The organism is Desulfovibrio intestinalis (assembly GCF_014202345.1).
GTDB lineage: Bacteria > Desulfobacterota > Desulfovibrionia > Desulfovibrionales > Desulfovibrionaceae > Desulfovibrio > Desulfovibrio intestinalis.
Genome location: NZ_JACHGO010000002.1, coordinates 516954 through 529837, shown reverse-complemented (window position 1 = coordinate 529837; position 12884 = coordinate 516954). Strand labels below are relative to the sequence as shown.

The 12884-nt window shown below is 51.9% G+C and carries 8 protein-coding genes; 3 read left to right on the top strand and 5 right to left on the bottom strand.

Annotated features, from left to right (window positions below):
- The first annotated feature begins 1 nt into the window (after position 1).
- Positions 2 to 1228, top strand: coding sequence for an anaerobic glycerol-3-phosphate dehydrogenase subunit C (locus tag HNQ38_RS05015; protein WP_183718305.1), 1227 nt, complete (start codon positions 2 to 4; stop codon positions 1226 to 1228).
- Between the two features lie 130 nt (positions 1229 to 1358).
- Here the strand turns inward: HNQ38_RS05015 and HNQ38_RS05010 are convergent, their stop codons facing one another.
- The 5 genes from HNQ38_RS05010 to HNQ38_RS04990 form a co-directional block, all read right to left on the bottom strand.
- Positions 1359 to 2438 carry a 3-oxoacyl-ACP synthase III family protein gene (locus HNQ38_RS05010; protein WP_183718304.1) on the bottom strand — a complete coding sequence of 360 codons (1080 nt, stop codon included), beginning with the start codon at positions 2436 to 2438 and terminating at the stop codon, positions 1359 to 1361.
- Between the two features lie 310 nt (positions 2439 to 2748).
- Complete coding sequence (locus HNQ38_RS05005) at positions 2749 to 6855, bottom strand: hypothetical protein (protein ID WP_183718303.1); 4107 nt, start codon at positions 6853 to 6855, stop codon at positions 2749 to 2751.
- A 490-nt stretch (positions 6856 to 7345) separates the two neighbouring features.
- Positions 7346 to 8641, bottom strand: coding sequence for an AMP-binding protein (locus HNQ38_RS05000; protein WP_183718302.1), 1296 nt, complete (start codon positions 8639 to 8641; stop codon positions 7346 to 7348).
- The gene (locus tag HNQ38_RS04995; protein WP_183718301.1) at positions 8638 to 9324 is read right to left on the bottom strand and encodes an SDR family NAD(P)-dependent oxidoreductase; all 687 of its coding nucleotides are present in this window, start codon (positions 9322 to 9324) and stop codon (positions 8638 to 8640) included. Before HNQ38_RS04995 ends, HNQ38_RS05000 begins: the two co-directional genes overlap by 4 nt.
- A 1-nt stretch (position 9325) precedes the next feature.
- Entirely contained in the window at positions 9326 to 9625 is a 300-nt protein-coding gene (locus HNQ38_RS04990; protein ID WP_183718300.1) for a hypothetical protein, read from the bottom strand.
- 259 nt (positions 9626 to 9884) lie between these two features.
- Here HNQ38_RS04990 and HNQ38_RS04985 point away from each other — a divergent pair, with 259 nt between their 5' ends.
- Both HNQ38_RS04985 and HNQ38_RS04980 read left to right on the top strand, forming a co-directional pair.
- Complete coding sequence (locus HNQ38_RS04985) at positions 9885 to 11078, top strand: ketoacyl-ACP synthase III (protein WP_183718299.1); 1194 nt, start codon at positions 9885 to 9887, stop codon at positions 11076 to 11078.
- Positions 11075 to 12868: a DegT/DnrJ/EryC1/StrS aminotransferase family protein gene (locus HNQ38_RS04980; RefSeq protein WP_183718298.1), complete on the top strand. Its 1794-nt coding sequence runs from the start codon at positions 11075 to 11077 to the stop codon at positions 12866 to 12868. The genes HNQ38_RS04985 and HNQ38_RS04980 overlap by 4 nt, the downstream gene beginning before the upstream one ends.
- Positions 12869 to 12884 lie beyond the last annotated feature (16 nt).

The following is a 12884-nucleotide window of genomic DNA, read 5'->3' as shown; positions in this document are numbered from 1 at the left end:
AATGAGCGTCCACATAAGCCCAGATAACTGCATCGCCTGCACCACATGCGTGGTGCATTGCCCGGTGGCCGACGCCACGCCCAATTTTCTTGGCCCGCGCATGATTGGCCCTGCGTACGAACGTTTTCGTCTTTTGGGACTGAACGAAGACCCTTCCTTGCACTATTGCTCCAACTGCAAGAACTGCGACATCACCTGCCCGCACGGCGTGCCTGTGTCCAGCCTGAACATGATGGCTCGGGCCGACCAGTGCCAGAAAACGCCTCCCGGCCTTCGGGACTGGATTCTGGGACACGGCGAGCTTATGGCCAAATGGCTGCATCTTATCCCTGCGGGCCTGAAAAACTTCGGCATGCTCAACCCGTTTACGCGGCAGGTGTTACATAAACTCGGCATTCATAAGCGTGCCCCGCTGCCCGCCTTTGCAGGCCGTAATTTTCGCCATCTCGCCCGCCAGGTAAAACAGCCCGACACAGGACGCAGCGTGGTATTTTACCCCGGCTGCTATGTTGACGTGTACGACCCGCAGACGGGCCTGGACATGATATGGGCAATGAACCGCGCAGGTTATAAGGTTATTGTACCGCAAGACCTTGTGTGCTGCGGCCTGCCAATGGTTGCTAATGGTTTTTGGCAACATGCCAGAAGCAATGCAGAGCATAACCTTCGCTCGCTGGCCCAATGGCGCGATCAGGGTTTACCAGTGGTTACCGGCTGCCCGAGCTGCGCCCTGATGTTTCGCGTTGATTTGCCCGAGTATTTCCCGGATCTGGGAGAGAAGTACGGCGCTTGCCGCCTGGAAGATGCGCAGGATTTTCTGCTGGCCTGTGCTGACTCCGGCGAGCTGGATCTTGCACCAGCAGCATCTGGAAAAAATCAGCCAGACATGAAAATCATGTATCATGCTCCCTGCCACTTGCGCGCTCAGGGCAACGGCCTGCCCAGCCTTGAACTGTTGCGGCGGCTGCCAGGAGTCAGCGTTAGTAACGCACACGCAGGATGCTGTGGCATTTCAGGAAGCTACGGCTTTAAAACAGAAAAGTATGAAATTGCTCAACGGGTCGGGTCTACGCTCTTTTCCACAATTCGGGAAAGCGGTGCGACGCTTACCGCTTCTGAATGCGGCACATGCCGGGTACAAATTGAGCACGGCAGCGGCACTTCCTGCCAGCACCCCGTCAGCATTCTGCGAAGCAGGTTGGAGCATTCTGACGTTAAAAAAGCTTAAATGCTCTACCGCTGTGCAAAAATGCAGCACGCCGTAACGCTTTGTGAATTATAACAAAATTGCATTTCAGCAGAATGGCAACTGGGGAATATGAAATATTTCAAAAGTAAGCTGCTGAAAAATAGAAGAATCAGCTGACGGGGCTGTATAGCTGAGGATCAAGGCAATGAACATGCCGCAACCGGGTCTGGCACGCCCCCCAGGAAAGCCCCACGCCAAACCCCTGCAAAACAACATTCAAGTTTTTTTCTCGGGCAGTGGAAGCCAGCTCGCCACAAAGCACGCCAGGAATTGACGCAGAATTCAAATTTCCATAACGGGAAAATGTTGCTACAGGGACTTTTTGCGCCGGAATGCCCGTTTTTTTAGCCACGGTTTCAACAATATACCGATTGCCCTGATGCATGACGAAGTAGTCGATCTGCTCCGCACTATAGCCGGAGCGTTGCAGAATATCATGCAATAACCGGGGCTGTTCGGACATGGTGAAGGAAAAAATACCCACACCGTCCATATGAAGATTATCAAGGGAACGGGCACTTCCGTCTTCGGAAACCACCTCTGCTCCTGTTAATGGAGATGCTGGCATACGCCCGCCGCCCGCCGGAATGTACAATTTTTCCAGTTCGTGACCATCGGCGCGCAGAACAAAATACATTTTTTCCGCATCAGGGCAAAACCGAATCCAGGCAGCGCTGCCAGCATCGCCAAAAATTGGCGCTGTGGTGTGGTCATTTTTGTTGGCAACACGCGAGAGCGTATCCCCGGCGCAAAGCAATACTCCATCGCCACCTGCCGCCTGGGCCATCATGCCAGCCAGCCACAAACCATAGACAAATCCGGCGCAACCCTGGCAAACATCAAGAGCTACCGTTTCCTTGGAAAGGCCAAGGGCGGCATGAAGAACATAGGCGTTCCCCGGCATGAGATAGTCTGGGGTCTGGGTTACTGAGACAATGGCCGTGACATCCTGAGGGGCAATATCCATCGCCAGCATGAGAGAAGTTGCAGCCTGACGGCACAGGTCACTGGTTGTAGTGCCGGATGCGGCAACCTGCCGTGCATCCATGCCCAGCCGCTTCTGCAAACGCGCCAGCTGCGTACGGTCATTGCCCCAGTGCTGCGGTTCGTCTTCAAGGCGCAGCGTGGTTTCCCCCAGCACAACGGAGCAGCCTGCAAGCTCCACATTGTCCAGCACATAATTACCCATGCAGCGCCACCTTCAAGTTATTCTTGCTGTTAATCTCGTACGATAGCGTATTTTAAAGCTGGGCGAAAGGTTTCATAAAGCAGTATGGCCGCTAGGGGCTGTCTCCAAATAAATGATTTTGCGCCAAGGGCAAGGAAAAAGGCCTTTTTTACGAAAGGAATGTACTCTTACGGTACATGACTGGAGTAAAAAAGGGCCTTCTGACGCAGCCAGTTTGACAAAAGAATTATTTAGAAACAGCCCCTAGAGCGGCCACACAAAATAACGGCCCGGGATTGACCCGGGCCGTTATTCTTTACATGGCTGAATCCTAGCCGCCACTTTCGGTGGTCAACTGCACATACATTGTATTGCCGCTGGCATCGTTGTATTCAGTGTAGGTTTCGCCATTCAGCACCTTGGTTTCATCACTGGCAGTCCAGCCAGAATTCAAAATGGCATCATCGGATGTGGCGCGAACGAAGATGTCAGTATTTTCATTGGCGCTGTTCTTCAGGTTGAACAGGCTGTCGAGATTGTTGTTTTCTCCAAACATAGGCTCGTCGCCCGAACCCACGAAATCAAGCAGCACACTTTCATAGCCATCGCCGACCTTGCCGATATTGTGCAAGGTCTGGTCAAATTCTTCCTGATTGGGATTCTCTGCGCCATTGAACCGAACAAAGAGCAAATCACTGTCTCCTGTCAGGTCGTCATGGGAGCTGAAATCATACTCATAGGCATTGACCACCAGATCCAGATTGGTTCCTTCATCAATGACCCGTACGGCAATATCATGATTGCCAACACTGTTCATGATCAAGTTGTAGGCGTCTGATCCCATATCAACGCCTTGCAGGATAATTTCATGAAAATTATTGATATTGTTCTCAATAGCTCCGTTTGCAAACCAATTTCCGTAGTACTGCATGAAGGTGTCGTGGTCAGGAGCGGAAAGGATCAACAGATTGTATCCGTCACCGCCATCAATATTGAGCCCACCAGAGGCACCAATATCCACGGCTCCGTTCAGCTTCACCACGTCATCGCCGCCACCCGTCTGAATGGTTACGCGCCCGGTGCCGTCGGTAACAATGCCACCATTGATTTCAACATAGTCGCCACTGTAACCGCGAGAAACAATCTGCACATGGCCGCCGTTGATGGCTTCAATGGCGATGCCATTGGTCATACTTTCAAGGTCGGTGCCCACCTTGGCAGAAATGATGACAGTCAGGGCCGAATCTGAAGTAGCATTTTGAATGGCGTTGGAAATCGTGATTCCGGGGGCATAATTGCTGTTTCCGTCAGATTGAACGCCCACGCTGTGGTGCGCATCAGTGGCTTCAATATTGACGTTATTGGAGATGATCTGCACGGAGCTTTGTCCGGTGGCGGCAATGCCCACACTGGTTGATATACTTCCTGCTTCGGGATTGCCCGTAGCCGTGACCGTGAGCGAATCAGCCCGAATATCCACGCTCGAGGGAGCGTAATAGGGAGAACCGCCCATAGGAATCTCAGCATCCGCAGACAAAATGCCGGTATTGTGCGTTGCGCCTCCAGCCGAAATGGTCAGCTGATTAACGGCATCAAAATCGTATGCCGTTGTGTACCCAAGGCTTGTTGTGTTTGGCAGCTTGTTTCCAGATCCATCATATGCGTCTCGCCACAGGTTATCTTCTGAATCAGACATGATAACGAACTTATGCCCGCTGGCTTCGATGCCCACGCTATAACTGTCCGCCGAAAGTCCGGTTCCGGCTTCAACTCGCGCGTTTATTTCCGCCTCTTTGGCTCCAAGCGCCAACACATAGCTGGCGCCATTATTATATGCATAGCCGCCGTAACCGTCAGGATAAAGGGCATAGCCCACATAAACGCCTGTAGCTGAAGTGGCGCCGCCATTGTCGACTGCGGTGACGTTCAGCGTAAACCGCTCATCTGCGCTGATGACAAAGGTTTCTTTTTTGTGCGTATGTGTCGCATTAATACCAATGATATGATTTATGGCTGAGCTGCCGTCAGCCCCCACAGTACCATTCAGGTTAATGTTCTTGCCCGTGAGGGATGAGGACGCCACAACAGCGGCATCAGGAATGTAGTCATACGGGCTGCTCGCTGGCATGGCCGTTGCCCCGTTGTAGTGCACCACGGCGATATTTTCACCATTGGCACTTACTGACAGCTTCACGTTCCCCTGTTCAGCCTTCAGGTCGGCAGTTCCATTGCTTATCTCAAGGGCAGAAACCCATTTTTGACCGGAGCCAGAGAGGTGCTGGCCCTGCATGGCGACGTCGACATTGATGTTGCCGCTATTGGAGGCAACGTTTACGTCGCCAAACTGCGCATTGATGCCAGCAGCTTCATAACTGCCGTTCTGCGCACCCAGATTCAGGGCAACATTCACATCCTTTTCAGCCCGGATGTCCACAATGGCCTGCTCGCCACGGTTTGAATCAAAATCCAGCTTCTGAGTTAAATAAGGATTTTGGGAAGGAGCAAATTTGTCAGCAAGATACTGTTGGTAAAGACTATAAGTATATTGATATTGTTGATTTTTATCTGAAAAATCCCCTTCCACTGGCAGATCATTACCTCCAAGCCCAACACCGGAAAATACGCCAAAAATGCTGGAGGATTGATCCAGCGATCCGCTCTCTGTCCTGTTATTAACGGTGATGTCAATATTGCCATTAGCTGCAGCTACGTTTACGTGCCCGTTATCCGTGGCGGCAACCCCGGCAACAGCAGTGTTGACGCCAGCCGTTCCGGTCAGATCAGCGCTGACCTTTACATCGCCTGCGGTGGCGGCAAGATTAATCTCTGAATTGTCGAATTCCCTATTGATGTAATGACTGCCCCAGTCTCCAAGAGTGCCCGCATTTTCCAGCACGCCCCCCGCAGAATGCGCACCAGTGATGACGGCATTTTGGGCAGCAGATCCGGCCGCCACTGAAGCCACGCCGACGGAAAGCCCCTGCGCCTCCAGAGAAACGCTGCCCCCGTCTGTAGCGTAAGCGCCGCTGACGTAGGCAGCGCCATCCGTTGAAAAACTGGCTTGGTCACTTACGGTCTGAATGCTCAAATCACCGCCAGTCACCCGAACTTCATTCTGGGCGGCCGTACCTTGAGAGGCCACGGTAGCCGTCACATTTGCCGTATAGTTTGTGGTGGTCCCACCATCATAACCAGGTCCATAAGGATTATGATCGACAAATCCGGGCAGGGGGTCGTGATGTTCCACTCCCTGTAGAACCGCGGCATTATCATTATTGCTGATACGCAAAGAGCTTGTGCCAGATTTCAGGTCAATCTCAAATCTGCTCTGCCCGCCATCAGCCGTAAGCGACGTCTCCGTGAGCTGATAGTGCATCTCGCGGCCGCCGCCAGCATCATACGCGCCTTCGCCCGCCGGAGGACGCGGCAGCTTGATGGCTGCTGCAATATCCGCTGTGCTGGCGTTTGTAAGGTGCGCACCGTGTGCGACCTCGCCAGCCCAAGTCTGATCCGTCACCAGCATGGTAGCATCTTCGGGAGCCTTCCAGACAATGGAGGTCATGTCATTGTGGTCGGCGGTAGAGGCAACCCGCACTCCGTGGCTGGACTGCTGCCCGCTGCCGTCAGTGAACACCAAGGTGTAGTTTTCTGAAGCTGCCGCGCCGCCAGCCGGGTTCGTGAGGGTAAAAACAAGTTCGCCCTTTACCGGGTCATACACGGCCTGATACCCGTCAAGATTGAATGTCCAAGTGCCGTCGGCGTTGGCAGCACCAGCGTAGCTTGCACTGCCGTCAAAGTTGGTGATGGTGAGCATATTGCCTGCCACACCGCCGCTGGCAAGACGTTCCAGTTCAAGGTGAACTTCGGGATTATCCTGTCCGTCAGCGCCAAGAAGCGCTACGTTCGAATATGTGAGTGAATAATGCAGTGGAGGTTGCGTTCCGACCCCACTGCCAGTGTTTCCCCCACCGGAGCCGATTGTGCCAGTGGGCTGTCCCGCCATAGCGGCAAGCAGTGAACTTTGCATGCCTGGATCACTGAAAGCGTTCTCAGCTCCGGGGGCATAGGCCATACCGTCAAGGTGCTCGACTCCGCCGGCAAGTTCGCTTCCAGAAAATTCATTGTAGCGGGCGGAGCGCTCTGCGGCAGAGGGGCCTGCGGCTGGCGCGAGATCAGGCCCAAAAGCGCTGAAGAAATCGGCGCCGCTGATACGCTGCCCGTCCACTTCAAAGTCGGGCGTATTATCCTTTGTATATTCAGTATAAAAATCCGCCAGCTTGATGCTGCCTCCGTCATCAAACCGAAAGACAAGACTAGTATCATTCTTTTCCAGAGTTATCTGGTTTGCGGAAAAATCTGCAATAAATGTAGCTTGTTCTATTGAATGAACCACGCTCTGCTGTCCGACAGCTGGACGAGTAAGGAATATATTGCTCATGATGCCCCCTGAACCTGGTCATGGTGCTTGAGTCAAGTAACACACGGCAACACTCTCAGACTGTACGTCTAAAAAAAGTTGTGCCTAGGTTACACTAAAAAAAGGGGATATTATAGGGGAGACCCGGAAGTAATCACCGAGTATCCGGGGAGGCAAGAACGCTCCCCAATCAGCTATTTATGTAACATAACCAGCTGACTGATTAAACTAAGGGGAAGGCGAACACATAAAAGTTCACGCTTCATACGCAGGTAATCGTGTGTATACTACCTTGTTGCATCGAAACTAAATACTGAAATAGCATCTGTCAACACGTAAGTATCAAATTAAACCACGCTGCCACAATTTTAACCGTCAGAAATAATAATAAAAAAATATACAAATAGATATAACTTAGAAACATTGCAGTAATTTCATAGTAATAACTGTTACTACAACTTGAAGCATCATATATAAAAACAAATAAAAATTTATTTAGCTTTTTACTTGCCTATAACCGTTTGAACCTATGCCCCATGGGGACTTTTCCAATTCTAATCCGCAGAGGGCGCGCGTGGGGCGGCAGCTGGCTCTTCAGATACTTCCGCAAAGCCTCAACAGCTATTTCCACGCCCTCCTCAGCCTGACATAACAATTCAACATGCATGCCGGTCAGCGGATTGGGCACGCCTTCAGCCCTCGCCAAACTTACGCCAGAAAAAGAAAGCGCGGTATTTTCAACTTCAGCGGGCAGCACTTTAAGACCACCCACATTAATCACGCTGTCTGCCCGGCCCACAATACGTAACCACGATCCGTCAGTTTCCACCATATCTCTGGTATTGAACCAACCTTCCGCGTCAAAGGGCGAAGGAGCATTCAAGTAGCCCAACATCCTGTTCTCGGCCCTGATGTGCAGCTCGTGATCTTGAACACGGCTTTCCACGCCTTCACCGCCGATCTGTATCCAGAGTTCATCGCGCTTTCGCGTGCGCACCCGCAGAATACCCAGCTCAGACATGCCGTAAGTCTGCCGGATATCCACCTGTGGCAAAAGGTCAGCAATGGCCGACAGGGTATTCTGGTCCATTTGTTCGGTTCCATAAGTGATAAGCCGCAAAGACGGCAAAGCTTCCGCATCAAGAAGCCCACTGTGGGCCAGCATTCGCAAAAATGTCGGCGTTGTGGGCAACAGTTGAACGCCATAATCGCGAATATCTTCAAATACGGCGGTCACGGTGCGGGCTGTCGGGCGCACCACGCGGCCATTGTTAAACAGGGTATGGAACAGGGTGTTCAGACCGCCAATATGGTCGAACAGCAAAAACCCCAATGTCGTCCAGGCTGGTCGCGGGGTGGCATAGCGTGCAAGGAATTTTTCAAAATCGTGTAAAATAGCCTTGGGGCTGCCAGTGCTTCCTGATGAAAAAAGAAGCAGCCCGGCGTGGCCCAGAGAACGCAACTGATCAAGCAGTAGCTGTTTGCTCTGCTTTTTCTGCCTCCGGGTAACTTTGCCATCTGCAATGACTACATCGGCATGCCCTGCTGCGAAACAGTATTCGTGCTGAGTGTAGTTTGCTGATGTCAACGGCATGACGATGGCCTTTGCATCCACAAGCGCCAGCAAGGCACGTATGCCGGGGGCATCAAAATCCCCCACAAGCGCCACTACATCGCCGGGCGCAATGCCCGCACACAAATCAGGCGCTTGTGCGATGTCGGCAAGGCTGAGACTCTGCCCCTGCCCGAGCAGAAAGGGGCGCTCAGGATCTGCGCTGCGCAGGCAAAGATCACGATAAAGACTCACACGCCCCCCACATGAAGACACTGGCCGGAAATCATGCCGCTCGCATCATCCAGCAGCCAATGAACCGTTTTCCAAACGTCTTCAAGCGTTCCCTGACGGCGAACAACCTGTCTTTCAACCAGGGCGTCAAGCTTGTGCTGTGGCACCCCCGCAATGAGTTGGGTGGGAATGGGGCCGGGAGCCACAGCATTGACCGTTACCCCCCAGGAAGACATTTCACGCGAGAATGCCCGCGTGAATCCTTCCACGCCAGCCTTGGCGGCCACATAGGCGCTCTCGCCCTCAAGCCCAAGGGCTACGGCAATGGATGAAAAATTTATTATCCTGCCCCCCTTGCGGCGTGCCAGCAAGCGCCCCGCCTGAGCAGAACAGTACATGGTTCCTAGCAGGTTGACTTCCACAATGCGGCGCATGGTCTCTGGCGGCGTTGTCACAGTAAGGTTCATTGATGCAATCCCCGCAGCGTTGATGACGCCCCACAAGGGGACGTGCCGCAGCCGGGCAAAACAATCAGCCACCTGCTCTGCAACGGTGACATCACAGGAGAGCACTTCGCACGGAATATCAGCAGGCGGCGTACGGCAAAGCCCTGTCACGCCATACCCTTCCTGCATGGCGCGCATAGCCAGATGCCTGCCCAGACCGCCACTGATGCCAGTTATAACAACATGCCGACCAGCCATGCTATTCCTCTTGCCCAAGAGCTGGCAGAGAACAAATATATTCTACCAGGGTACCCACAGTGTGGTAAGGGCTGTTTTTTTCTGACATAATACTGTCATGAACCCATACGAAGCGAATGTTATGGTCTGTGCAATATTCTTCCAGGGCCAGCATCAGCTCCACCAGCATCAATGACGAAATGATTCCGCCCTTGCTCATAAGAGGAGTTTTTTCTTCAATCACCGGAGCAGCGTTGTCTTCTTCTGCCAAAATACGCAAAATGGCAGCACGGATAAAATCGAAAACGTCTTCCTTCATCATTTGCAATAACTCTCTATTTAATCGTATAAAATCATACTGTCTGGATGAAAAACACCATCAGCAGGGCGATATTCTTCACCTGGGAAAAATATGGCCAGTAAAAAACATGATTGTTTATATGTAAATCAATGAACACAGTTATTCATCGGCACAGTCGTAAAACACAGTCTTTTAAAAAGTAGAATAAAAAGCACATTCCTTCAAATGGCAAATCAGGCGTCATTTCTGACTGATTTTTCAGCCTGTAAAGGGAAGAAATATGGCCAATACACACTTCACGCACGCGACACTCGCCGCCATTAGCTCGGTTGTAGCCGAGAATAAAATATCCATAGAAGACGAGCTTGAGTATTTTTCAGAAGACCCCGCACAAGCGCAGCGGTTTGCGGCTGTGAGCGGCCTGCACACACGGCGCAGGGCTGACGATGACGTTACGGCATCAGACATGTGCGCTCAGGCAGCGAAAAATCTTTTGCAGCGCACCAGTACAAATGCAAATGACATTGGCGCCATCCTCTTCGTAAGCCACAGTGCGGACTATTTGCTGCCCGCAAGCGCGGCCATTCTGCAACACAAGCTGGGCCTGCCCCGAACCTGTGTGGCTATGGACATGAACGCCGGGTGCGCGGGTTTTGTAAATGGGCTGTGGATGGCGGCAAGCCTTGTTGAGTCGGGGGCATGCAAAAAAGTGCTTCTTCTGGCTGGCGACACCCCGGGGCGCTTTCAACCTGCCGCCAACAGGGTTGTAGGCCCGATTTTTGGCGATGCGGGAACCGCAGCCTTGATTGAACACAGCGAAACGCCCTCAACCATGAGCTTTTCCTTCGGCACAGACGGCAGCAAGCATGAAGCCCTGATTATTCCCGGCGGCGGAAGCCGTATTCCATATGTGGATTCTGAAGGAGCGGACAGCCCGTTTAATCAGACCATAGCCGACGGCAAGGGGAATCCCTGGACCCTTGGCAGGTATTGTTCCATCTGGATGGACCCAATGGGGATCTATACTTTCAGCACCGCCGTCGTCCCTCCGCATATAAAAGAACATCTCGCCTTTGATGGACTTGAGGCAGAAAGCATAGACAGGCTTTTTCTGCATCAGGCAAACAAGATCATTGTGGATTCCATTGCCAAAAGAGTCGGAATCAACAAAGACCGTGTACCGGATGAATCTTTGCGCCTCTATGGCAATATGGGCGTGTCGTCCATCCCTGTTCTTATCTGCGCTCATTACGCCAAGGAAGATTCTGATCTTTCAGCCACAGGACACAAGAACAGCATGCTCTGTTCTTTCGGGGCCGGCCTTTCGTGGGCTTCGGCCATACTTTCGCTTGATAAAACAATTGTTTTGCCTGTATGCGACTACATAAAAGAAAAAACGGAATCCAGGGCGAAGCGCATCGAATACTGGCACAGCAAGTTTTCTGGTCCCAAAACCAATGAGGACGCGCCATGATAATTGACCCCATTATTCCGAATGGTCCTTCCATAACCCATCATGAAATCGAGCATGTAACTTCAGCCTGCGCAACGGGCTGGAACATGCGGGCCAGCAGTTACACCAACGCATTCAGACAGCTCATGGCCCAAGTCACCGGGCATAAATACGCTTTGGCGCTCTCAAGCTGCACCGGAGCCATGCATATTGCCTTCAACGCCCTTGGCCTGAAGCATGGCGATGAAGTGCTCGTGCCCGATCTGGCAGATTTTTCTGTGGCTGCATGCGTGATATATTGCGGAGCAACTCCGGTTTTTTGCGATGTTGAACCTGATACCTTGTGCCTTTCATCAGAAGATGCGGCCAGCAAAATAACCCCCAGAACAAAGGGGTTGATAGCTGTGCACCTTTATGGGCAGCCATGCCGCATGGAGCCACTGCTGGACCTCGCAGCCAAAAACGGACTCTTCGTTCTTGAAGACGCCGCGCAAGGCATCGGAAGCAGCATCAATGGCCGCCCGGCAGGTTCGTTCGGACATTTTTCCACCTTCAGCTTCAAAGGCAACAAATCTGTCGTCAGTGGTGAAGGCGGCATACTGCTTACGTCAGACGACCGATTGTTTGATCTCGCCGCAAGATTGGCCGCTGGGGGCCGCACGCCGGACAATCCTTTTGCCTATGATTTTGTCGGATTCAACTACTCCATTTCTACACTGCAAGCAGCACTGGGCTTTGCCCAAACCAGCCGTCTGGATGAGCTCATTGCCCAAAAGAAGCAAATTCATTCATGGTACAGCGAACGTCTTTCAGGCATGCCCGGTATCCGCCTGAACGCCGAACCGCAGCATTGCCAACCCAGTTTTTTGACCAACCTTCTTTTCATCGATGCCCCCAGTATCCAGCGCGTCAAGATGATTACCCAGTTGCGCGCAAGCAACATCATAGCTGAACCTGTGTATTTTCCCATATCTTCAATGCCCATGTTCAAACAGGCTGAAACGCCTGTCGCCTATGCTGCCTCAACCAAAGCCATTTGTCTGCCAAGCGGCCACAATAGAACGGAAGAGGAAGTGGACTATATTTGCAGAGCCATACAGCAAGTTATGAAGGAACCGGGACGCGACAAAGCCCAAATTCCTCTGACTGGCTGGCTTAAATACAAATCAGACTCATTGGAGTTTTTTGCCAGAATCAAAGAAGAGGGCTTTATCATTCCTTTTGAGCACGAAGGGCATTCCTGCGAACTCAGAGTGGTAACAGCTGCCAATACGCAAGACGCAAAACTGGTTGAAACACTCACCCGCTGGCGTGAAGCAAGCGCCGCAGCTTTTCTCACCCGCACTGAAGTAACTGAACAAACCATGCAACAAATTTTGAACAATTATGTTAGTGCACTACGGGATTATGTTCTGTTTTTCATTTTCAGCGACGGCTATCTGTACGGGCAGGTGGCTCTGAACGACTTTGCGTTTCAAAAACATGAATGCTGCATTGACGGGCTTTATATTGAAGACCATGCCCCCAAGGGCCTTGCAGCGGCTGCCTGCGAAACCATCTTTGCATGGGCAGAGAAATCACTTGAAATAAAAAATATTTTCAATCATGTGGTGGCAAGCAATAAAAAAGTTCGCCTTCTTGCAGCAGCCCAAGGCTTCAGGGAAATCAGCCGTACCGCCCTCTACAAGGAAAAAATTCCCGGAGGCGAAATATTTCGGCCCATGTATATGCCGGGCCATGATACTCCTGACGAGTACCTGCTGATTTGCAAAAAATCACTTTCCAGCAAGGAAATATACGACAGCAAATAGAGCTTTTTTAACTGCC